At 67.8% G+C, this 22,836-nt stretch carries 19 protein-coding genes and 1 pseudogene; 13 read left to right on the top strand and 7 right to left on the bottom strand.

Features of this window, described 5'->3' with window-relative positions; translation table 11 throughout:
* Positions 1 to 158: 158 nt before the first annotated feature.
* The 9 genes from gcvP to ON40_RS16185 all read left to right on the top strand — a co-directional run bounded on the left by gcvP (position 159) and on the right by ON40_RS16185 (position 10,920).
* Entirely contained in the window at positions 159 to 2,990 is a 2,832-nt protein-coding gene (gcvP, locus tag ON40_RS16225; protein WP_373281914.1) for an aminomethyl-transferring glycine dehydrogenase, read from the top strand.
* Positions 2,991 to 3,269: 279 nt separating this feature from the next.
* Positions 3,270 to 3,794, top strand: coding sequence for an MSMEG_0572/Sll0783 family nitrogen starvation response protein (locus ON40_RS16220; protein ID WP_040823293.1), 525 nt, complete (start codon positions 3,270 to 3,272; stop codon positions 3,792 to 3,794).
* 30 nt (positions 3,795 to 3,824) lie between these two features.
* Positions 3,825 to 4,721 carry a carbon-nitrogen hydrolase family protein gene (locus tag ON40_RS16215; RefSeq protein WP_040823291.1) on the top strand — a complete coding sequence of 299 codons (897 nt, stop codon included), beginning with the start codon at positions 3,825 to 3,827 and terminating at the stop codon, positions 4,719 to 4,721.
* A complete protein-coding gene (locus tag ON40_RS16210) occupies positions 4,714 to 5,019 on the top strand; it encodes an MSMEG_0570 family nitrogen starvation response protein (RefSeq protein WP_040823288.1) in 306 nt (101 codons plus the stop codon). The genes ON40_RS16215 and ON40_RS16210 overlap by 8 nt, the downstream gene beginning before the upstream one ends.
* Positions 5,016 to 6,308, top strand: a complete 1,293-nt coding sequence (locus ON40_RS16205) for an MSMEG_0569 family flavin-dependent oxidoreductase (RefSeq protein WP_051193163.1) — start codon at positions 5,016 to 5,018, stop codon at positions 6,306 to 6,308. The genes ON40_RS16210 and ON40_RS16205 overlap by 4 nt, the downstream gene beginning before the upstream one ends.
* Entirely contained in the window at positions 6,305 to 7,363 is a 1,059-nt protein-coding gene (locus ON40_RS16200) for an MSMEG_0568 family radical SAM protein (protein WP_040823285.1), read from the top strand. Before ON40_RS16205 ends, ON40_RS16200 begins: the two co-directional genes overlap by 4 nt.
* Before the next feature lies 1 nt (position 7,364).
* Positions 7,365 to 8,810, top strand: coding sequence for an MSMEG_0567/sll0787 family protein (locus tag ON40_RS16195; protein WP_040823283.1), 1,446 nt, complete (start codon positions 7,365 to 7,367; stop codon positions 8,808 to 8,810).
* Positions 8,811 to 8,935: 125 nt separating this feature from the next.
* Positions 8,936 to 9,784 (top strand): carbon-nitrogen hydrolase family protein, encoded by an 849-nt coding sequence (locus ON40_RS16190; protein WP_040823281.1) that lies wholly within the window; start codon positions 8,936 to 8,938, stop codon positions 9,782 to 9,784.
* Positions 9,785 to 9,813: 29 nt separating this feature from the next.
* Entirely contained in the window at positions 9,814 to 10,920 is a 1,107-nt protein-coding gene (locus ON40_RS16185) for an MSMEG_0565 family glycosyltransferase (protein ID WP_040823279.1), read from the top strand.
* A 70-nt stretch (positions 10,921 to 10,990) separates the two neighbouring features.
* Here the strand turns inward: ON40_RS16185 and ON40_RS16180 are convergent, their stop codons facing one another.
* From ON40_RS16180 to ON40_RS55490, 4 genes are all read right to left on the bottom strand, one after another.
* Positions 10,991 to 12,589 carry a VWA domain-containing protein gene (locus ON40_RS16180; RefSeq protein ID WP_245567824.1) on the bottom strand — a complete coding sequence of 533 codons (1,599 nt, stop codon included), beginning with the start codon at positions 12,587 to 12,589 and terminating at the stop codon, positions 10,991 to 10,993.
* 181 nt (positions 12,590 to 12,770) lie between these two features.
* A complete protein-coding gene (locus tag ON40_RS16175; RefSeq protein WP_040823276.1) occupies positions 12,771 to 13,031 on the bottom strand; it encodes a WhiB family transcriptional regulator in 261 nt (86 codons plus the stop codon).
* 19 nt (positions 13,032 to 13,050) lie between these two features.
* The gene (locus ON40_RS16170; RefSeq protein WP_040823274.1) at positions 13,051 to 13,614 is read right to left on the bottom strand and encodes an HNH endonuclease; all 564 of its coding nucleotides are present in this window, start codon (positions 13,612 to 13,614) and stop codon (positions 13,051 to 13,053) included.
* A 59-nt stretch (positions 13,615 to 13,673) separates the two neighbouring features.
* The gene (locus ON40_RS55490; protein WP_281033039.1) at positions 13,674 to 13,796 is read right to left on the bottom strand and encodes a hypothetical protein; all 123 of its coding nucleotides are present in this window, start codon (positions 13,794 to 13,796) and stop codon (positions 13,674 to 13,676) included.
* A gap of 450 nt (positions 13,797 to 14,246) precedes the next feature.
* Here ON40_RS55490 and ON40_RS16165 point away from each other — a divergent pair, with 450 nt between their 5' ends.
* From ON40_RS16165 to ON40_RS16150, 4 genes and pseudogenes are all read left to right on the top strand, one after another.
* Positions 14,247 to 15,542 (top strand): lipase family protein, encoded by a 1,296-nt coding sequence (locus ON40_RS16165; protein WP_245567823.1) that lies wholly within the window; start codon positions 14,247 to 14,249, stop codon positions 15,540 to 15,542.
* Between the two features lie 245 nt (positions 15,543 to 15,787).
* Positions 15,788 to 16,984 (top strand): inorganic phosphate transporter, encoded by a 1,197-nt coding sequence (locus tag ON40_RS16160; protein ID WP_040823271.1) that lies wholly within the window; start codon positions 15,788 to 15,790, stop codon positions 16,982 to 16,984.
* Between the two features lie 11 nt (positions 16,985 to 16,995).
* A complete protein-coding gene (locus ON40_RS16155; protein ID WP_040823269.1) occupies positions 16,996 to 17,292 on the top strand; it encodes a hypothetical protein in 297 nt (98 codons plus the stop codon).
* A gap of 266 nt (positions 17,293 to 17,558) precedes the next feature.
* A pseudogene (locus tag ON40_RS16150) lies at positions 17,559 to 17,865 on the top strand (DUF3349 domain-containing protein).
* Between the two features lie 143 nt (positions 17,866 to 18,008).
* Here the strand turns inward: ON40_RS16150 and ON40_RS16145 are convergent.
* From ON40_RS16145 to ON40_RS16135, 3 genes are all read right to left on the bottom strand, one after another.
* Complete coding sequence (locus ON40_RS16145; RefSeq protein WP_040823267.1) at positions 18,009 to 20,192, bottom strand: malate synthase G; 2,184 nt, start codon at positions 20,190 to 20,192, stop codon at positions 18,009 to 18,011.
* Positions 20,193 to 20,554: 362 nt separating this feature from the next.
* Positions 20,555 to 21,214, bottom strand: coding sequence for a DUF305 domain-containing protein (locus ON40_RS16140; protein ID WP_040823259.1), 660 nt, complete (start codon positions 21,212 to 21,214; stop codon positions 20,555 to 20,557).
* Positions 21,214 to 22,791: an LVIVD repeat-containing protein gene (locus ON40_RS16135; RefSeq protein ID WP_040823257.1), complete on the bottom strand. Its 1,578-nt coding sequence runs from the start codon at positions 22,789 to 22,791 to the stop codon at positions 21,214 to 21,216. Before ON40_RS16135 ends, ON40_RS16140 begins: the two co-directional genes overlap by 1 nt.
* Positions 22,792 to 22,836: the final 45 nt, after the last annotated feature.

The raw sequence follows: 22,836 nt of genomic DNA, 5'->3' as shown, positions 1-22,836 counted from the left end.
CCTCTGGAAAGAGCTGGCCGCACACAATGCGGACCAGCCGCCCATGGGGAAAAGGTCCGCCGCGCGCGTGCCCCGAATCTCTCAGGCGCCACGACAGAGGGGGAGGGCCCGACGTTGTCGACCCGCCCGTCGACGCCGCCCGACCCCTGGGAGTTGCCGTGACCCGTCCCTTCGCCGACCGTCATATCGGTCCCGACTCCGCCGACCTCGCCGAGATCCTCGACGTCGTGGGCGTGCGTTCGCTCGACGATCTGGCCGGGCGCGCGGTCCCCGCCGCCATCCTCGACCCGGCCGCCGACACCGGCCTGGGCGTACTGCCCCCGGCCGCCTCCGAACACGAGGTGCTCGCCGAACTGGCCGAACTGGCCCATGCCAACACCGTCGCGACCTCGATGATCGGGCTGGGGTACTACGACACGTTGACCCCGCCGGTGCTGGTGCGCAATCTGATCGAGAATCCGGCCTGGTACACCGCCTACACGCCGTATCAGCCGGAGATCAGCCAGGGGCGGCTCGAAGCGCTGCTGAACTTCCAGACCATGGTCTCGGACCTGACCGGCATGGAGGTGGCGAACGCGTCCATGCTGGACGAGGCGACCGCCGCGGCCGAGGCGATGACGTTGCTGCGCAGGGCGAATCGGGCGAGCAAGTCCGCGCGGCTACTGATCGATGCCGACCTGTTCCCGCAGACGCGCACCGTGCTGTACACCCGCGCCGAACCGCTGGGCATCGAGATCGTCGAGGCGGATCTGAGCAGTGACATGCCCACAAGCCCGCCCCGGTTGCCGGAGGGTGAATTCTTCGGTGTGCTGGTGCAGACGCCCGGCGCGTCCGGCCGCATCGTGGACTGGACCGCGCTGATCGAGGCCGCGCACGAGCGTGGCGCGCTGGTGGCGGCCGGTGCGGACCTGCTCGCGCTGACGCTGATCACGCCGCCGGGGGAGCAGGGCGCGGACGTATGTTTCGGCACCACACAGCGTTTCGGGGTGCCGCTGGGATTCGGCGGGCCGCACGCCGGATATCTCGCGGTGCGTACCGCCCACGCGCGCCAGCTGCCCGGCCGCCTGGTCGGAGTGTCCGTCGACGCCGACGGCAGCACCGCCTACCGGCTTGCGCTGCAGACCCGTGAGCAGCACATTCGCCGGGAGAAGGCCACCTCGAACATCTGTACCGCCCAGGTGCTGCTGGCGATCGTGGCCGCCATGTACGCCTCCTATCACGGCGCGGACGGGTTGCGGGCCATCGCGCGTCAGGTGCATCGGCACGCCGCGGATCTGGCCGCCGGACTCGGGGAAGCCGTTGTGCACGAACGGTTCTTCGACACCGTGCTGGTGCGGGTGCCCGGCGGCGCGGAGGCCGTGGTCGGCAAGGCACAGGGCCGCGGAGTGAATCTGCACCTGGTCGACGCGGACCATGTCTCGGTGGCGTGCGATGAGGCGACCACCGCCGAACATATCGGTATCGTGCTCGAATCCTTCGGTGCGACAGCGGATTCGGATCGCGCGCCGGTGCCCGGCATCGAGGACCGCCGGTCGGAGTATCTGACGCATCCGGCCTTCACCCGGTACCACACCGAGACCGCGATGCTGCGCTATCTGCGGCAGCTCTCGGACAAGGATATCGCGTTGGACCGCAGCATGATTCCGCTCGGATCGTGCACCATGAAGCTCAACGCGGCCGCGGAGATGGAGCCGATCACCTGGCCCGGTTTCTCCCGTCTGCACCCGTACGCCCCGGTTCAGGACGTGCCCGGCATCCTGCGGGTGATCGAGGATCTGGAGAGCTGGCTCGCGGCCATCACCGGATACGACCGCGTCAGCCTGCAGCCCAATGCGGGAAGTCAGGGCGAATACGCCGGGCTGCTGGCGATCCGGCGCTACCACCTCGATCGTGGTGACGCCCGGCGTGACACCTGCCTCATTCCCTCCAGTGCGCACGGCACCAACGCCGCGTCGGCGGCGATGGCCGGGCTGCGCGTGGAGGTCGTGAAGTGCCGCGAGAACGGCGATGTCGACCTGGACGACCTGCGTGCCAAGATCGCCGATCACGCCGATCGGCTGGCCTGCATCATGATCACCTATCCGTCCACGCACGGTGTGTACGAGCACGAGGTCGCGCAGCTGTGCGCCCTGGTGCACGATGCGGGCGGTCAGGTCTACGTGGACGGGGCGAATCTGAATGCCCTTGTCGGACTTGCCCGTCCGGGCCGATTCGGCGGTGACGTCTCACATCTGAATCTGCACAAGACCTTCTGCATTCCGCACGGCGGCGGCGGTCCGGGCGTCGGCCCGGTCGCGGTGCGCGAACATCTGGCGAAGTATCTGCCCGGTGATCCGCTGGAGACGGGTTCGCACGCGGTGTCCGCGGCCCGGTACGGTTCGGCCTCGATTCTGCCGATCACCTGGGCCTACGTCCGGATGATGGGTGCGGACGGTCTGCGCCGTGCCACCCTGACCGCCATCGCGTCGGCGAATTACCTTGCGCGGCGGCTCGATTCGCACTTCCCGGTGCTGTACACCGGTTCGGACGGCGTGGTCGCCCACGAATGCATCCTCGACCTGCGCGAGATCACCAAGCGTACCGGCGTCACCGTCGACGATGTGGCGAAGCGGTTGGCGGACTTCGGATTCCACGCGCCCACGATGAGTTTCCCGGTCGCGGGCACGCTGATGGTCGAGCCCACCGAGAGTGAGAACCTCGAGGAGTTGGACGCCTTCATCGATGCGATGATCGCCATCAAGGGCGAGATCGATCAGGTAGCCGCGGGCGTCTGGCCTGTCGCGGACAGCCCGCTGCGCGGCGCCCCGCACACCGCCGCCTGCCTGGTCGGCGAATGGACCCACCCCTACAGCCGCGAAACCGCGGTCTACCCACAGGGTCTGGGTGCGGCCCGTGCCAAGATCTGGCCCTCGGTGCGCCGCATCGACGGCGCCTACGGCGACCGCAATCTGGTCTGCGCTTGTCCGCCGCTGGATGCCTACACCGACTGATCGAGCACACCCGGCGCCTCTCCGGTTCGCGGCCTGCGCGGCGCAGCCCGCGTCATTCGGCCGGAGAGGGCCTGGGGCACACCATGTTACAGAATTCGGTGGGGCATTTATTCCATCGGTAACCATTGCGCAACACGGCGAGCGTGAAATCTAACTGTAGCCGGAACAGCTACAGTATCGGATCGTCCCGCGGTCCGGATTCGTCTCCGCAACGACGCGTGGTCCGATATTCCCCGACGGCAATTGTAGTGCCGTTATCCACCATTCCGGGAGTGCCCCATGTCCGTATTCGACGCCACCATCACCGAGAATATCGAGAAGTCCCTCGCCGAGATTCCGCACCCGTCGCTGCCCGCCGGTTCGAATCTGTACGGCGGCACGAAGATATTCCCCGACTACCAGGCCGAGAACGGGGAGAGCTATTTCACCCTGGTCCACGGTATCGCCCACGAATCCTCGGTGGCGTTCGTGGCGGTTCTGCAGGCCACCCGTGCACTGCGGAAGGGTTTCGAGTCGGCGATCTATTTCTACGGACCGGGTGCGCTGAACTGCCTCGCCACCCGAGGATTTCCGAAGACCGGTGATTCCGGATTCCCCGGTGAGCAGAATATCAACGACGCGTTGGCGACCTTCATCGCCGAAGGTGGCACGGTGTTCTGCTGCCGATTCGGCCTGGCCCTGCACGGTGCTCGCGAAGAGGATCTGATCACCGGTGTCGTTCCGGCGCATCCGCTGGACGTGCAGGATGCGGTCATCCACTACGCGCGCAAGGGCGCCATCATCAATTCCACCTACATGGTGTGATCCCGCATTTCTTCGGTAACGAGGTACAACATGGTCACCATCGGATCGGTTGCCGCCAATTTCACCCGGGATCTGGAACAGAATTTCGCCACCATCGCCGATTTCGTCACGCGGGCCAGGCGTCGCGGTGTGGATTTCCTGGTCTTTCCCGAGGCCGCGATCGGCGGCTATCTGTCCAGCCTGGGCAATCACGGCGATACCGTCAAGACCACGACACGCTCACTGCCCCCGGCGATCCGGCTCGACGGCCCCGAACTCGCCCGGGTCCGCGAAATAGCCGGTGACGTGATCGTCGCGATCGGTTTCTGCGAACTCGGCGAGGACGGCGAAACCCGGTACAACGCGGCGGTTCTGCTGGACGGAGAACGGATCTACGGCAGCTACCGCAAGGTGCATCAGCCATTGGGCGAGAACATGTCCTATGCGGCCGGTGACGGTTACGGCATCTTCGATACGCCGGTCGGGCGGATCGGCTTGCAGATCTGCTACGACAAGGCATTTCCCGAAGCCGCGCGCATGATGGCGCTGGGCGGAGCGGAGATCATAGCCAGTCTGTCGGCATGGCCGGCGGCCCGCACCGCCACCGCGGAGAATCTGCAGGACGACCGGTGGACCTACCGGTTCAATCTGTTCGATACCGCTCGGGCATTGGACAATCAGGTGTTCTGGGTGGCCTCGAATCAGTCGGGCAGCTTCGGTTCGCTGCGATACGTGGGCAATGCCAAGATCGTCGACCCGGGCGGCAACGTCCTGGCCACGACCGCCCTCGACAGCGGACTGGCGGTCGCCGAGGTCGATGTGGAAGGCACGTTCACGGCCATGCGAGCGGGGATGTTCCACCTGCGGGATCGGCGGCCCGACGTATACGGACCGCTGGTCGCCGACGACACCGCAGCCGCTGCGTGGCGGGAGATCGCGCATGCCTGAAATGACGTTCACCGTCCGGTGGCCCGAGGGCGCACCGGTGGGCTACTACTCGCCGAGCCTGGTCGTTCACGACTTCCTCACGGCCGGAACGCAATACACCGTCGGCGACTTCGTGCACCGGTCCGTCACCGCACTGGACCACGCGACCGAGCGGGTGCGGGCGAAGTTCGGGTTCGCCTGCACCTCGGCTCGGGCCACCGCGGAGCAGATCCGGTTCGCCGCAAGCGCTTTCCCGGCGGACGCGTTGGTGGAGATCGTGGCACTGGAACCGCCGCTGCCCGAGAAGGCGCCGTCATGACCACGGCGGCGAATCACGCTCCGGTCGTGGTGGTGGGCGCGGGGCAGGCCGGACTGTCGGTCAGCTGGTATCTGGGCCGGGCCGGGATCGAGCATCTGGTGGTCGAATCCGGGACGCCCATGCACGCCTGGGCCGACACTCGTTGGGACAATTTCACACTCGTCACGCCGAACTGGCACTGCCGACTGCCCGGCTACGGCTACGAGGGCGGCGATCCGGACGGTTTCATGACCCGGGACGAGGTGGTGGATTGGCTGGCCGGATGGCTGGACACCTTCGATCCGCCACTGCGCACGCATACCAAGGTCAGTCGATTACGTTGTACTGCAGACGGTTTCGAACTGACGCTGGAATCGGCGTCCGGTGTCGAGTCGCTCCGCTGCGCACAGGTGGTCGTGGCGACCGGCGGATATCCGCTGCCGATCCTGCCGCCGTTCGCCGCAGCGATCGATCCCGCTGTCGCGCAGCTGCATTCGGAGCAGTACCGCAATCCGGAGCAGTTGCCCGACGGAGCCGTGCTGGTGGTCGGCACCGGGCAGTCCGGTGCGCAGATCGCCGAGGATCTGCATCTGGCGGGGCGGTCGGTGCACCTCGCCGTCGGCGGCGCACCGCGGGTGGCGCGGCGCTACCGTGGCCGCGACTGCATGACCTGGCTCGCCGACATGGGCGTGTACGACACACCCGCCCAGCAGTATCCGGGCGGTAAAGCGGCACAGGAGAAGACCAACCACTACGTCACCGGCCGCGACGGCGGCCGGGACGTGGATCTGCGCCGCTTCGCCGTCGAGGGAATGACGTTGTACGGCACGCTCATCGGCGGCAAGGACACCGAGCTGGCATTCGCTCCCTCGCTGACCGCGGCACTCGATCGGGCCGATTCGGTGTACAACTCGATCTGCTCGGATATCGATCGCTACATCGAGGACACCGGGATCGACGCGCCGCCGCGGTCCCGCTACGAGCCGGTCTGGGCTCCCGCCGCGGATCCGACCGGGCTCGATCTGGCCGCGGCGGGAGTGCGAAGCATCGTGTGGGCCATCGGGTATCGGCCCGACTACCGCTGGATCGAGGCGAGCGCATTCGACGGAGGCGGTCGTCCGATGCAGACCCGCGGCATCACCGAGGTGCCCGGGTTGAGCTTCGTCGGTCTGCCCTGGATGCACACCTGGGGTTCGGGACGTTTCCTGGGCATCGACCGGGATGCGCGACACGTAGCCGAGTCCGTCGTCACCACGCTGTCCTCGGCAACGGTGCCGGATGCCCTGCCCGAGAACGGAGTTCGATTGTGAACACCCCCTCGACCCGAGTGGATCTGACGCTCATCGGCATTCGCGGCACGCCACCGGTGCACCGCACCGGAGGCGCCGGGCCGAGCGACGACGGTCACCTGCTGATCGACGGTCTGCCCGCCGCGGTGCCGCGAAATCCGGACAGCCCGTACGTCTTCGACGGAGACCGGGTGTTGTTCGACGGCACCGATACCGGCGTCGAGGTTACCGCCGTGGAACGGCCGCGGTTCTACGATCGGACCACGGCCACCGGCGTGCCCTACGAGAAGATCGCGAAGCTGCACGGCCGCAGCGTGCTCGCGACCACGGTGCTGCAGACCTGCATCCGATACCGGGAGGATCAGCGCTGCCGATTCTGCTCGATCGAGGCATCGCTGCGTGCCGGAGCCACCACCGCGGTCAAGCAACCCGTTGAACTCGCCGAAGTCGCCCGTGCCGCAGTCGATCTGGACGGCGTGACCCAGATGGTCATGACGACCGGCACTTCGGCGGGTCCGGATCGCGGGGCGCGTCATCTGGCCCGATGCGTGCGCGCGGTGCGGGCGGCGGTTCCGGATCTGCCGATTCAGGTGCAGTGCGAGCCGCCCGCGGATCTGTCGGTCCTGACCGACCTGCGCGCTGCGGGGGCCGATGCCATCGGTATCCATGTCGAGTCGCTCGACGACGCGGTGCGGCGGCGGTGGATGCCGGGCAAGGCGACCGTGCCACTGGCCGAGTACCGCCGGGCCTGGAGCGAGGCGGTCCGGGTGTTCGGACGCAACCGGGTGTCGACCTATCTGCTGGTCGGCCTCGGTGAGGATCCGGACGAATTGATCTCCGGGGCAATCAAATTGGCGGACTCGGGGGTGTATCCGTTCGTGGTGCCCTTCCGTCCGCACGCGGGCACCCTGGCCGTCGACGTCGACCGGGCGACGGCGCCGGATCCGGCGGTGCTGGAACGGGTGACCCGCGCGGTGGCGGATCACCTGCTGCGCATCGGAATGCGTGGATCCGCACAGCAGGCGGGCTGCGCGGCCTGCGGAGCGTGCAGCCTGCTTCAGGTGATGGGAGCCTGACATGCTCGACGGCACTTCGTATTCGGCTGTCTCGGCAGCGCCCACTGCGGCTCTGTCGATCCTGGCGGGGGAGCCGCCCGCCCGGCGACCCGAATTCCTCGTCACCGTGGCGGACGCACGCACCCGGCGGGACCATCTGCGTCTGCGTCACCGCGAATTCGTCGAGCGGCAGCGGCTTTTCCCGCGATCGGATCTCGACGAGTTCGATGCCGACCCACAGACGATCACCCTCGTCGCGGTGGCACCGGACGGTGTGGTGCTCGGCGGAGTCCGGCTGGTCTCACACCGCGACCCGGCCACCGGAGCGGATATCGGCTGGTGGTCGGGGAGCAGGCTCGCGGTCGTGGACACCCGGCACGCCCGGGGAATCGGTGCGGCACTGGTGCGTGCGGCGTGCGCGCACGTCGAATCGGCCGGTGCGCTGCGTTTCGATGCCACCGTGCAGGACCGTCACGTGGCCCTGTTCCGGCATCTGGGTTGGGACGAAACCGGTCCCGGGCCGGTCGTCGGCGGCCGCGCGCATCGCCGCATGCGGTGGCCGGTGGGGCTCGTGCGGCGAGCGGTCGAGGCCACCAAGGCCCCGCTGGGGACGCTGCTCACACCGCTGCTGCGGCACCCGGATGGACTGGGCCCCAAGGGTTTCCGGGGTGACGACGGCGCCCCGGTGCCGGGGACGGACGTGATCGCGGCGTGCGATGCGATTCTGCCGTCGATGGTCGAACGCGATCCGGAGTGGGCGGGTTGGTGTTCGGTGCTGGTGAACGTCAACGACCTCACGGCCATGGGTGCGCGCCCGGTCGGTCTGCTCGATGCGGTGGCCGCACCCACCGCGGGGCACCTGGACCGGATCGTGCGCGGTCTGGCCAGGGCCGCCGACGCCTGGGACGTGCCGGTCCTGGGCGGGCATACCCAACTCGGCGTACCGGCGGCGTTGGCGGTCACCGCGCTCGGGACGACGCCTGCGCCGGTGCGGGCGGGCGGCGGAAAAGTCGGGGACCGGGTCTCGCTGATCGCCGACCTCGGCGGTGAGTGGCGGCCGGGATACCGAGATCGGCAGTGGGACAGTACGAGTCGGCGCGGCGGCGGCGAGCTGCGGGGTATGGCGGAGGTGATCGGGCGGCTGCGTCCGGCGGCGGCGAAGGATGTCAGCATGGCGGGCCTGGCCGGAACACTGGGCATGCTCGCCGAGGCCTCCGGCACCGGGGCCGAACTCGACATCGCGGCGATCCCGCGGCCCGCCGGGGCCTCGATGGGCGCGTGGCTCGGGTGCTTCCCCGGGTTCGCCATGATCGTCGCCGATCCCGAACCCGTGCACACGATTCCGGCCCCGCTCGCCGCCGCGCCGTGCGGACGGCTGACCGCGGAACCGGGCGTCCGGTTCCGCTGGCCGGACGGAACGATCACGGTGGCACTCGACTCCGGCGTGACCGGTCTCGGTGCGGCCTGACCCGGCCGGATGATCGACCGCCGGGCCGTCGACGCTGCTGGAGGAGTGAACGGCGGAGCGCAATGGTGGGGCAGGATGATCGACGGGAGTCGGTCGGACGACGCTGCCGGACGAGGAGTGCGGATATGACGATGGTGACACTGGGCGCGGTCGCGGGCCACTTCGGCCGCGATCTGGAACGCGGGCTGGACAAGGCGCTGGGGCTGATCGAGGCCGCCGTGCGCGACGGCGTCGACCTGCTGGTGTTCCCGGACGCGGCGCTCGGCGGATACCTCGGCGACCTGCGCAGTCCGGCGCTGGACGACCTGCCCCCGGCACTCGATCCGAACAGTCCGCAGATCGCCGCCCTGATCGCGGCGGCCGGTCCGGTGACGGTATGCGTCGGATATGCCGAAGCGGCCGGTGACCTGCGGTACAACACCGCGGTCTGTCTGTCCGGGGACGGAGTCCTGGGCACCCACCGCAAGGTTCATCAGCCCGCCGGGGAGCATCTGGCGTATGCGGCGGGGGACGTCTTCGGCGCGTTCGACACCCCGGTCGGTCGGCTCGGGATGTTGATCGACTACGACAAGACCTTTCCGGAGTCGGCGCGGTCCCTCGCCCTCGACGGCGCGACCGTCATCGCGGCGCTGTCGGCCTGGCCCGCCAGCGTCACCGATCGCTCGGCGCGGCTGCCCGCGGACCGTCAGTCCCGGCTGTTCGACCTGTACGACTGCGCACGAGCCGCCGAGAACCAGGTCTTCGTGGTGTCCTCGAATCAGACCGGGGTGCAGGGCGAGCTGCGGTTCCTCGGCCAGGCGAAGGTGGTCGGTCCGGGCGGCGACATTCTCGCCACCACCAGATCCAAGGGCGGGCTGGCCGTGGCGACTGTCGACGTCGAGGCCGAGATAGTCCGGGCGCGCCGGGTTCTCGACCACCTCGCCGAGCGCCGGACCGATACGTATCTGCTCGAATCACCCTCTCGCACCAGGTGATTCACCGCTGAGCCAGGAGGAGGCATGCCGTGCGAGTGGCCCTGCTGACCTATTCCACCAAACCGCGCGGTGGTGTGGTGCACACCCTGAACCTGGCCGAGGCGCTGACCGATCTCGGTGTGGAGGTGACGGTCTGGTCGCTGGCGCGCGGTGGTGACCAGGGGTTCTTCCGCGCGGTGGACGACCGGGTGCGACTGCGGCTGGTGCCGTTCCCGGAGGTGCCGGGTGAGCAGGTCGAAGACCGGATCGTCCGCTCCATCGAGGCGCTGCGGGACAATTTCTCCGCCGCCGAATACGACGTGGTGCACGCGCAGGACTGCATCAGTGCGAACGCGGTCGGCCGATGCGTGCGCACGATCCACCATCTCGATCACTTCACCACTCCGGTGCTGGCGCAGTGTCACGAGCGGGCGATCGTCACACCGTACGCGCGGATCTGCGTATCGCGGGCGGTCGCGGACGAGGTGCGGGCCGGGTGGGGATTCGAGCCGACGGTGATTGCGAACGGGGTGCGGGCCGACCGGTTCGCCGCGGCCGCCGCGTCGACGCCGCGGGCCACCGCGGCCCGGCAGCGGTGGCGAGATCGCCTGGGGCCCTACGTTCTCGCCGTCGGCGGGATCGAACCACGCAAGGGCAGTATCGATCTGCTCGAGGCATATCGGCTGCTGCGTCGGCGTCGCCCGGACCTGGCCCTGGTCTTCGCCGGTGGCGAGACCCTGTTCGACTACCGCGACTATCGCGCGGAATTCGACCGCCGCCGTGCCGAATTCGGGATCGAACCGGTAGTACTTGGTTCCGTCGCCGACGACGATCTGCCCGCGCTGGTCGCTGCCTGCGACGTCTTCGCCTTCCCGTCCGTGCAGGAGGGATTCGGCCTGGCCGCGATGGAGGCGCTCGCCGCTCGCCGTCCCGTGGTGGCACGTGATCTACCGGTGCTTCGGGAAGTGTTCGGCGACACCGTCGGCTATGCCGTGGACGTCGCCGACCTCGCGGATCGACTGGCCGAGGCCCTGGTCGCCGATTCGGCCCGCGCCGCAACGGGGTTCGCGCTCGCGGCCGCGCACACCTGGGATGCCGCGGCCCGCGCACATCTCGACTTCTATCGCACGCACGCGTTGTCCGGAGCCGCACCCTGACCCGCCTGGCCCGACGTCTCGTCGGCGGATGTGCCCGGGGCGGTGGTCACCGGCGACGACACATCGATGGTCAGGGGGTGGTGAGGGCCTTGTTGACCGCGGTGCCGAAGGACAGGTCGTCGGAGGTGGTGACCTTCGTGTAGGTGCCGCCGGTCTTCTGGGCGAGGGTTTGCAGGGTCGTCGCGCCCTGGCCGCCGATGACGATGACGTCGACGCGGACGTGGTGGGCGGTGTCGGCGGTGAGGTCGGAGATCAGCTGCTGGCCGGTGACCGAGGAGTTGTCGTTCGGGCCGCCGGTGATCAGCAGGACGGAATTGGTTCGGCCCGAGGCGTATCCGCTCACCGCGCTCTTGTAGGCCGCCTCCAGCGCCGGGTAGGTGTGGTCCGACTGGGCACTGGTGACCGAGATATTGCCCAGTGCCTGAGCCAGTTCGGAACGATGCTGGTCGGTCAGCGGCCCGGTCTTGGAGACGATCCGGTAGGGATTGCCGCCGGTCTCACCGGCGTAGGTCCACACGCCCACGCCGAAGTCGGCGGGCATGGTGTCCAGGGTGGACTCGACGGCTCCGATGGTGTTGTTCAGCCGCGTCATCGAGCCGTCGTTGGCGGCCATCGCCGCGGAGGTGTCGATCAGCACCGTGGACTGCACGCCGAGCACCGGGTTGGCCAGGACCGAATGAACCTGGTCCAGTACGGATTTGGCCGGAACCTGCGCGGGCTGCGGTGGGGCGGCGCCGAATCCGGCGGCGGTGAACAGCGGCTGCTGTGCCGGGGCGCGCAGATAGTCGGCGAACATTCCGGCGACCACCTGCTGAGTCTGATCCACCCACGAACCGGTCAGGAGTGCGGCCGGAAAGTCGGCGACCGGTGCGGCCCCGGCGGGACGGTATTCGGCAAGGCCCCCATTGGCTTTGAGTTGCTGCTCGGTAACCGCAACGGCGTGGATGGGCGCGGCGGAGACGTTGCCGGCGGAGGTCGCGATGGTGTTCATCGCGCTGGCCGCATCGGCGGACTGCGGTGCGTCCTGGGCCAGGCGGGAGATCGCCGAGATCACCTGCCCGGAATGCGCGGAATCGTCGGTGAGCGGATCCGAGCCCGATACCGCGGCGCCGACGGAGGTGGCCGCGGCGAGAGCGCCGTCTCCGCTCGGCAGGGCCATCCGCAGCCCGCCCCAGCTGCCGAGCCCGAGTTTGCTCATCGGGCCCTGCTGCAGTGTGGGCAGATCGGACCACGCGGTCTTGGCGGTGGTGAGCGCCTGGCGCAGCTGCTCCGGTACGGCCAGCACGATCGGGCTGACCGCGACGGGTTCGGGAGTGCCCTCGATCACACCCGGAATGCGCATGGATTGCACCGAGCGCGAGGAGTCCGGAATCCACAGGGCGGGGGGTGCGCCGAGTTTGGTGTCCCAGGACTTGGCGGTGAAGCCCGTGACCATGGCCGCGGAGGATTGGGTGTTCACCGCGATGGTGACGCAGTGGTCGCGCACGTGGGGTTTGGTGGCGTTGAATCGGTCCGCAGCGGCCCGGACCGGCCCGGATACGGCCGGATCGACGGTGACTGCCAGGGTTGCGGGGCCTTCGACGCATTCGGCGGCGGCGTTGCGATTCTGGTCGGCGGAGTGCCGGCCGAGCCAGAACCAGCCGATGACGGCCACTACGAGTAACAACACGGCTACCACGGAAATAACCAAACCTTTGCTGATGCCACGCGATCCGCCGATGCTGCGATGTGTACCCACGACGCTCAGTGTATGGTCACGCGATATCCGCCGCTCCGCGCGCCCGAGCATGCTCCGACGGGCAGTGGCGCAGGCCACAACCCCGGCATCGGGTGATGCCGGGGCGGGGCCCTCACTCCCGGATCATGCGGCCGCGGTCGTACTCGTGACCACCCCAGACACCGGACTGGCCGGTACGGGTGGCGAAGTCGCCGCAGGTGCGCCGGATCGGGCATCCGGCGCAGATTCCGCGTGCGTATGCGAAGTCCTGCGACGGGTACGGGAACCAGGCGTCGTGGTTCGGATCACCTCGGCAGGCGGCGGCCCGCCAGTCCTTGGCATCCGAGAGCGGGAACAGGTCGATCAGGGTCGGCTCCTGCACTGCGTTGGTCATGGCGTAACTCCTCGTGTCGCTATGTGGTGGTGGTCGTCAGGTGGGTCGTGGTGAGGTTCTTCCAGACCCGGCGCTGTGCGCGGGCCAGGTCGCTGGGCGCCTTGGGCTCCCACAGCAGTCGCATGCCCGCTTCGGCGGGCGTGCGATCGGCCTTGCGGGTGTTGCAGTCCGAGCACGCGGCGATCAGGTTGGACCAGGTGTTCGGGCCGCCCCGGCTGCGCGGGAGGACGTGGTCGACGGTCCGGGCCCATCCGGCGCAGTACCCGCACCGGTGCTCGTCGCGCCGCAGCACGCCCGCGAGCGTGGCACGGCTCTCGTCGTGCACCAGCACCCGATGCTCGAGGTAGACGTAGCGCCGCAGCCGAATCGTTTCCGGCAGTGCGATTTCCATGCGCTGCGAGCGGATCGGGAACCGGGGTGCACGTTCGACGACGATCTCCGCGGCGTCGCTGATCAGCAGCACCACGGCGCGGTCGGCGCCGATCTCGGTGAGCGCCTCGTAGGAGGCGTTGAGCACCAGCACTTCGGTGTGTATCCAGTTGTCCGAGTCGAGGGCCGCGGCAGCGGCACGGCGGGATGGCATGGGCGTCACCATGTTTCGTGAAAATGCGGATTTCGGATCGGGATCGGGGAGTGGGGCGGTCAGGCCGCGATGGGGAGGCGGCCGAGCGCGATCCCCTTGTGCGCATCACGCGACGGGGTATTCGACAACCGCGCCGGGTACACGCAGAACATCTGCGGGACAACGGTATTCATCGAAGACATCGGCCACCTCCTTTCCGTATTCGCCGAAAGTCGCGCCCCGGTCGTGGACGGCCGAGGCGGTTGTTACATCGTCCTCATGGTGACACAGCGTTACCGCCGCTGTCGGGTCATTTTTTCGCGTGCGACGGGCATGTGCCGCCGTCTTCAACGAGTTCCGCGGCGGAACTATTCCCGCATACGTTTCCGGATCCGATCCGGTCACGGTGTCGAAAACCCCCCGGCTTCTCCGGTATGGGGAGCGATACGATCAACTGCATAATTCGCGGCGGTGGCACGGGGTTGGAGCTGGTGCCACCGCCGTCGTTTCGGTACGCGTCGTGGATTGCGGGGTGGCTCGTGTGGGCTCGGTGTGTCGTCGTTCTGGCTGTCGTCGTCTCCTGCGGCGGTATCGCCGCTGTCGCGCGGGCGCAGCCGCCCGCGCCGAATCCTCCTGCGTTACCGTCGATTCCGGTGCCGCACGGGCTGAGCATTCCTGATCTGCAGCAGTGGATCGACGCGGTGGTGCCCCGTCCGGACATCGCGCAGCCCGCGACGACGGTTCCGAAAGCGTCTGCGCAAACCCGGTCTCCGGCCCCTGCAACGGATCCGGCGAGTCTGCGGGCCGCGGTACTGCCGTCGGACATCGGCGACCCGATGTTCGATGCGCGTCCGGCGGGACTGGCGAGTCTGGCGCCCGGCGACGTCGTGGAGACGCGCGATGTCACCGCGACGGCCGCACCGCTGCTGACGGCGCCGGTGCGCCAGGTGCTGCAGCTGAAATTCCGCACCACCGGTGCGCACGGTGAGCCCTCCTTCGCGACGGCCTCGCTGGTGCTGCCCGCCCGAGCGTGGACCGGACCCGGGGATCGCCCGATGCTGGTGAACAATCTGGCGATCGACGGTCTCGGTCGGCAGTGCACGCCGAGTTACACGCTGGCGCACGGGTATTCGGCCAACACCAACAGTGCGGACTTCTTCCCGCCGCTGACCCAGCTGGCCGTACTGCGCGGCTACGCGGTGCTGATCCCCGACCACGAGGGCCCGGATATGGCCTACGCGGAGCCGTATGTGGCCGGTCATGCGGTACTGGACGCCATTCGCGGTGCGCGCAAACTGCTTCCGGCCGAATTCGGCTCGAGCCGGTTCGCGATGACGGGGTACTCCGGCGGCGCGATCGCGACGCGGGCCGCGGCGGTGCTGTTGTCCGAGTACGCACCGGAATTGGCGTCCTCGGCGGTCGGTGCGGCGGTCGGCGGCGTGCCCGCGGACTATCGCATGCTCTCGACCACGATGAACGCCAATCTCGCGACCGGCGTCTTCATGGCTGCGGTATTCGGTATCGGGCGCGAACATCCCGAGGTGCTCACCTCGATGAACAACCTGGCACAGCAGGTGACCACCTCACCGCTGAAGAACGTGTGCATGAACCTGATCGAGGTGCCGGGGGTGATCACGCCACCGATCGATATCGCCGCCAACATCGCCGATCCGCTGCACAGTGCGGTGGCGCAGAAGGTGTTCGAGGCCACCGACATCTCCGCGCGCAGATCGACCATGCCGCTGCTGGTGTACAACGGCGCCCAGGATTTCTGGATCCCCGCCGCGGGAGCCCGGGAGCTGTACCGCCAGCAGTGCGCCCTGGGCGTGACCGCGATCTATCGCGACGTCCCCGGCGAGCACTTCCTGGCGGGGGACACCGGCTGGCCCGGACTGATCACCTGGCTGGATCAACGTCTGCAAGGAGTGCCCGCACCGGACGAATGCTGAACGCGGCGTGCGATTCCCGGGACTCGAGCAACGGACCGGCGTCGTGATCGCGGCGCGAATGGAGTATCGAAGATGTCTCCGGGGATGACGCGAATCGCCTGTAGATGAACGACGTAAGTCACCTTGACGCGTCACGTGACCGATGGGACTCCGCCGTATCACCAGTAGTGAATGTTCAGCTGAACGTCAGATGAACAGCTTCCCGTGTGGTGGTGGGTGGGACTAGCCAGGATGAAACTGTTCAAGTGAGCGCAGAACTCATTGTCCTTCTGATAGTTATAGTTACGGCGTTGGCGTTCGATTTCACGAACGGCTTCCACGACACCGCGAATGCGATGGCGACGTCCATCGCCACGGGTGCGTTGGGTCCACGTACGGCCGTAGCGATGTCCGGTGCGCTGAATTTGGTCGGCGCGTTCCTCTCGGTGGAGGTGGCCAAGACAGTCTCGTCCGGATTGCTACGGATCGACCATGTCCATGGCATGGCGTTGTTACAGATCGTGTTCGCCGGCCTGGTCGGTGGCATCCTGTGGAATCTGATCACGTGGCTGTTCGGTATCCCGTCCAGTTCCACGCACGCGCTGTTCGGCGGGTTGATCGGTTCCGCGATGGCCGCTCTCGGCGTGTCCGGGGTGATCTGGACCGGCAACGAGAAGACCGGCCTGATCAACAAGGTCGTCGTCCCGGCCTTGCTGGCCCCCGTCGTCGCGGCGATCGTCGCCGGTATCGGCACCTACATCGTCTACCGGCTGACCAAGAGCTCGGACGAGGTCAAGGTGCGCAAGAGCTTCCGGATCGGCCAGATCGGCTCGGCCGCACTGGTTTCGCTGGCACACGGCACCAACGACGCGCAGAAGACCATGGGCGTGATCTTCATGGCTCTGGTCGCGTACGGCTCCGCCAACAACAGCCAGGAGATCCCGCTGTGGGTCAAGATCTGCTGTGCGCTGGCCATCGCGCTGGGTACCTACCTGGGCGGCTGGCGAATCATCCGCACCCTGGGCAAGGGCTTGGTGGAGATCGACGCACCGCAGGGATTCGCGGCCGAGGCGTCCTCGGCGGCGATCATCCTGACCTCGGCACAGTTCGGTCTGCCGCTGTCCACCACGCACGCCGCGACCGGTTCCATCCTGGGCACCGGCCTGGGTAAGCCGGGTGCGGAAGTGCGCTGGGGCGTGCTCGGCCGGATGGCCGTGGCCTGGGTGATCACCCTGCCGCTGGCCGCCATCGTCGGCGCGGTGTGCTGGGGTATCACCGACCTGGTCCCCGGACTGGGTGGTGTGGTGATCGACGCGGTGATCCTGGTCGCCGCATCGGGTTACATCTACCTGCGTTCGCGGAAGAACAAGGTCGACACCAGCAATGTCAACGAGGACTGGGAGGGCGGGCTCACCCCGCCGTCCGACGTCGCCACCGCCGACAAGGCCACCACGGCCGCCTGAGGAGGGTTCTGATGCATACGGTAAGTGCCATTGCCACCTCGCTCGGCGAGGTGATGTTGATCGCGCTGATCCTCGGTGTGGGAATTCCGCTGATCTTCGCGGTCGGGGTGCGGTTCTGGTCGGTGGAGACCGCCACCGCGAACGGTGCGCCCAGCGGCCGCAACACCGTCTTCCAGGCGGTCGCGTACCTGTGCTTCGCGGTCGTCACGATCGCGGTGCTCCTCGGAATCCTCTACGTCGCAAAGGATTTCATCAGTCACACCTTCGACGTCCAACTGTTCGGCGCGAAGCCCCCGAAGAAGGGATGAGCGCTCGCCGAGCGGGTTCGACCTCGCTCGGCGTTCGATGAGTCTGTCGTTCCGGACGGCCGGGGCACATCATTTGCGGTGTGCCCCGGCCCAACTCGTCTGTTCGGGCGGCGCACGACATGGAGCACGGCAACCGCCCGGCTTGCGCTCACGTGGCCGGGGCACGACGATGACAGCGGAGTTGCCCGTCCCTGCCGTGCCGCGGGCGGCCGGGCGCGGACAAGGTGAAGCGATATCCGCCCCCGGCCCCACAGAACTGGTAGAACATGGCCTTGTCCGAGGTACTGAGCAAAATCGTCGAGTGGTTGCGGGAGGGTTACCCGCACGGCGTTCCCGAACACGACTACATTCCGTTGCTGGGCTCTGCTGGCCCGGCGTCTGACGAAGGAAGAGATCCGTCAGGTGACCGACGCCCTCATCGAGGCCGGAGCCCTGCCCGCCGATCGGGTCGACGCGGGAGTCGCGATCAGCGAGATCACCGACGAACTGCCCCGCGAGTCGGACCTGGACCGCGTCCGTTCGCACCTGGTCGCCAACGGCTGGCCGGTCGACGACGACTGGTCCGAGAAGTAACGCTCACTGTCGGCGGCCGGCTCCGGTGAGCGCGGCCCACGCTTTCCCCCGGAAACCAATGATCCCCCGGCCGAACGAGATTCGGCCGGGGGATCGGCGGGGTCCTGCCCCTGCTGTGGCTGGATCGATGCCCGTTTCGAGACTCAGCCCTTGGCGGCCAGCGCCTTGGCCTCGCGACGACGACGGTGCAGGATCGGCTCGGTGTACCCGTTGGGCTGGTCACAGCCCTCGAGGATGAGCTCCTTCGCGGCCTGGAAGGCGACGCTGCCGGCGAAGTCCGGAGCCATCGGCCGGTAGCTCGCGTCTCCGGCGTTCTGCCGGTCCACCACCGGAGCCATCCGCTCCAGGCTGGCCACGACCTGCTCGGCGGTGACGATGCCGTGCCGCAGCCAGTTCGCCATCAGCTGGCTCGAAATACGCAGGGTCGCACGGTCTTCCATCAGCGCGACATCGTTGATGTCAGGCACCTTGGAGCAGCCGACGCCCTGATCGATCCAGCGGACCACGTAACCGAGGATGGACTGCGAGTTGTTGTCCAGCTCGTTGGCGATCTCGTCGGCGGACCACGTCGGGTCCGCGGACAGCGGGATCTCCAGGATCTGATCGACGGTGGCACGCGCTCCGCCGCGGGCGATCTCGGCCTGGCGCGCGAACACGTCCACCTGGTGGTAGTGCGTGGCGTGCAGGGTGGCCGCGGTCGGCGAGGGCACCCACGCGGTGGTCGCGCCCGAACGCGGGTGGCCGATCTTCTGCTCGAGCATGTCGTGCATCAGATCCGGCATGGCCCACATGCCCTTGCCGATCTGCGCCTTGTGCGGCAGTGCGGCGCTCAGGCCGGTGTCGACGTTCCAGTCCTCGTAGGAGGCGATCCACTGCTGCTTCTTCATATCGGCCTTGCGGACCATCGGCCCGGCCACCATGGAGGTGTGGATCTCGTCGCCCGTGCGGTCCAGGAAGCCGGTGTTGATGAACACCACCCGATCGCGCGCGGCATCGATACACGCCTTCAGGTTGACCGTGGTGCGGCGCTCCTCGTCCATGATGCCGACCTTGAGGGTGTTGGCGGGCAGGCCCAGCACACCCTCGACGCGGCCGAACAGCTCGTTGGCGAAGGCCACCTCGTCCGGGCCGTGCATCTTCGGCTTGACGATGTAGACCGAACCGGTGCGCGAGTTGGAGACCTTGGCCTCGCCGCGCAGGCTGTGCATCGCGGTCAGGGAGGTGAACAGCGCGTCCAGGATGCCCTCGGGCACCTCGTCGCCGTTCGCGTCCAGGATCGCGTCGCTGGTCATCAGGTGTCCGACGTTGCGCACGAACAGCAGCGAACGGCCGTGCAGCACAACGTCCTTGCCGTCCAGGCCGGTGTAGACGCGGTCCGGGTTCATGGTGCGGGTGAAGGTCTTGCCGCCCTTGCTGACCTCTTCGGCCAGATCGCCCTTCATCAGGCCCAGCCAGTTGGTGTAGCCGAGCACCTTGTCCTCGGCGTCGACCGCGGCGACCGAATCCTCGAAGTCCATGATCGTGGTGACCGCGGACTCGAGCACCACGTCCTTGACCCCCGCGGTGTCGGTGCTGCCGATCGGGGAGGACGGGTCGATCTGGATGTCGATGTGCAAGCCGTTGTGGCGCAACAGGATCGAGGTCGGCGATTCGGGGGTGCCCAGGTAGCCGACCAGGGCCGAGGCGTCGGCCAGCCCGATGTCGGTGCCGTCCTCGAGGGTCACCTCGAGTTCGCCGTCGACGATCTTGTACGCCTGCGAGCCGATGTGCGAGCCGGTGATCAGCGGCACCGCGTCGTCGAGGAAGTTGCGCGCCCACTCGATGACCTTGTCGCCGCGGACCTTGTTGTAGCCGGAGCCCTTCTCCGCGCCGCCGGTCTCGGGGATGGCGTCGGTGCCGTACAGCGCGTCGTAGAGCGAACCCCAGCGCGCGTTGGCGGCGTTGATCGCGAAACGCGCGTTCATCACCGGCACCACCAGCTGCGGGCCCGCGGTGGTGGCGATCTCGTCGTCCACGTTCTGCGTGCCGATGGCGAAATCGGCGGGCTCGGGACGCAGATATCCGATCTCGGTCAGGAACTGCTTGTAGGCCGTCTTGTCGTACCCGGCGCCGGGGTTCTCGGCGTGCCAGGCGTCGAGCTTGCCCTGGATCTCGTCGCGTTCGGCCAGCAGGGCACGGTTGCGCGGGGCGAGGTCGTTGATGACCTGCTCGGCACCGGTCCAGAACGCGGCGGAATCCACACCGGTGCCGGGGAGCGCCTCGTTCTGCACGAAGTCGTGCAGAACACTTGCCACCTGAAGCCCGCCGACCTGAATCCGCTCTGTCATCTACTGCCTCATTTCGAGAAAGCCGGATGGAAAAAGTACGACCGTCATGTTACTCGGCGGTAATGGCTCGTCGGTACCTACCCCATTCGGGTCCGCTCCGCAGCTGTCGTCCTTGCCGCTGCTGAGAGGGGCGGTTGTGACCTTTCCGTTACCATGGGCATCGCAAACCGACGACCCGATGTTAGGAAGTTTGATGGGCAGTACCGCCATCGATATGGCGAGTGTGCTTCTGGCACATGCGTCCGCGTTCTGGAATTGGTTCTCCACGGGGTCTTCCGGCTTTCCGCCGGTTTAACCCGTCACGACTCTGCCCGCCGGAAATCCGGCGGGCAGAGTCGTTTTCGGGGTCGGACGTACTCCGGTCAGGGCAGTGGTTCGGCGCCGAGTTGTTGCAGCATGAGCGCGATGATTCCGGCCTCCTGGCTCTGGGCGGTGATCATCGCTCGGGCCTGCTCCTTGACCGCGCCGGAGTTCAGGGCCCGGTCGGCCGCCCGCGCCATGGTGATGCCGCCCAGATGATGGCGATACATCAACTGCAGGAACAGGACCGCGGCGTCGTGGCCGCGGGCGGCGGCCAGGGCGTCGAGTTGGGCCTGGGAGGCCATACCGGGCATGGTGGTCGCGGCGGGAGTGCTCGCGGTGGTCATCGACATACCGGAATGCCCTGGTGCGGCAGTGGTTTCGGTATGCATCCAGGCCATCGGGCGGTCGGACATGGGGGAGGCGCCGGCCAGCCGCAGCCAGCCCAGCATGGTGCCGATCTCCACGCGCTGGGACTGGTCGATCTGCTGCGCGAGCCGCAACACCGTCGGGTCCACACCGGGATCCAGGCGCTGCACCAGGAACAGCGCCTGCTCGTGGTGCGCGGTCATATCCTGGGCGAAGCCGATCTCCGCAGCATTGAGAATCGGTGTGGGACGGGGATGTTCGGGCAGGATCACCGGCCGCAGCGCGGCGCCGATGACCAGCAGGATCAGCGCCGTCGCGGCATAGGCGGCGATACGGTAGGCCCGACCGCCCATCAGGACCCCACGATCGAATGCTGGTTCGCGGGCGGCGAATACACGCTGTTGTCCAGTTGCAGGACCATGAAACCGTTGTCGTTACACGTGGTCCACAGCTGACTGCCGTGCCATTCCGGCGGGGCGAAACACCAGTCCGTGGACAGATCGCCGAAGGCCAGCATCCCCGATCGCGGCGAAAGTGCCTTGGCCGGATCGAATTTCCCGTCCAGCACCGCGCGGGCCATCGAGAAGCCTTCCAGCGCAGGCGGCCCGATGAGCGAGGCGAGCGCATGCGGGGAGTTCCACAGATCCAGGTTCTGGCCGGTGCGCGCGGGCGGGTTGTAGTAGGCGATCTCGCGGGCGTGGAACGGATCCCGCACGTCGAACACCCGGATCCCCGAGGACTCCCAGCCGCAGGCCAGCGCGGTCGGATTGTCCGGCCGGTCGGCCGCGCAGTAGTGCGGATCATAGGAGAACACCGAACCGCCCATCGAGGAGGCCAGCTGGCTGTCCAGATGGTCGGGCAGGTTGATCTCCAGCTTGATCTTGTCGACCACGCGCGGATTCCGCTCGTCGGAGATGTCCACGAGTTTCACCCCGCCTGCACCCGCCTCGTCGACGGTGAACAGATACGGTTTGCCGCCGTAGGTGACCGGAATGCTGTGCTGGGTGGCCCAGCCGTCCGTCCAGAACACCCGGCCGATGTGGTTCACCTGCGGGTTCGGATCGCGTCGCTGGACCGCGCTGATATCGAGCACGGTGAATCCGGCCAGTGCCGACAGATACATCCGGTTGCCGTCCGGGCTGATGCCGAACCCGTGCGCCTCGATACCGGCCATGCCCTGCCAGATCACATGCGGATCGGCCGGGTCGGTGAGATCGACGGCGCTGATGAAGCCGGGCGCGATACCCGAGGCCCAGTAGGTGCGGCCGTCGGGGGAGAAACCGCCCTCGTGCGTCGTGATGGGGAGCGGCATGGCGAGATTGCTGCCCGGACCGGGATTGAGCAGGCGCGGATGCGCGCAGTCGGAGATGTCGTACACCGACAGCAGCCCCGCGCCCTCCAGGAACGGAACGCCGGTGCCCACCAGCAGCTTTCGCGCGACGTTGACCTTCAGGCTCTCCCAGGTGCCCGCCAGCATCGCCGGTTCGGTGAGCGTCGCGGTCAGCACCGGATGCGCCGGATCCGCCACGTCCAGCACCTGCACGCCCTGCGCCGGGCCCAGGATGTTGCCGGGGAAGAACGAGCCGGTGTAGGAGCAGTGCTCGAAGGTGGTGGAGGTGATCCCCGCGCCGCGTCCGGTGTAGCCGCCGACCATCGAGATGTTGCAGCGATAGCCCTGTTTGCTGCGGCCGCTGTTGCGGTCCGCGGCCGAAACGTCGCCCTGCATACCGGTTTCCGGCAGCGAGCCCGGTCCGCAGTTCGCGCGCGGGACCGATGTCGTGCCGACGTCGAGGAATTGTTGAACCTGCGAGGCGATATCGGATTGCAGATCGGCCGACGCCCCGCCCAGCGGCAATGTCGCCGCCGCGAGCAGTGCCGCCAGCACCACCAGAACCGGTTTGGACCGCCGAATTCCCGTGAACCGCCTCATCGCGGAACCCCCAACCTCTCAACCGGTGTCACACCGTTGTGCGGG

Source organism: Nocardia jiangxiensis NBRC 101359 (assembly GCF_000308615.1).
GTDB classification, from domain to species: Bacteria; Actinomycetota; Actinomycetes; order Mycobacteriales; family Mycobacteriaceae; genus Nocardia; species Nocardia jiangxiensis.
This window is presented reverse-complemented; position numbering and strand designations above follow the sequence as displayed.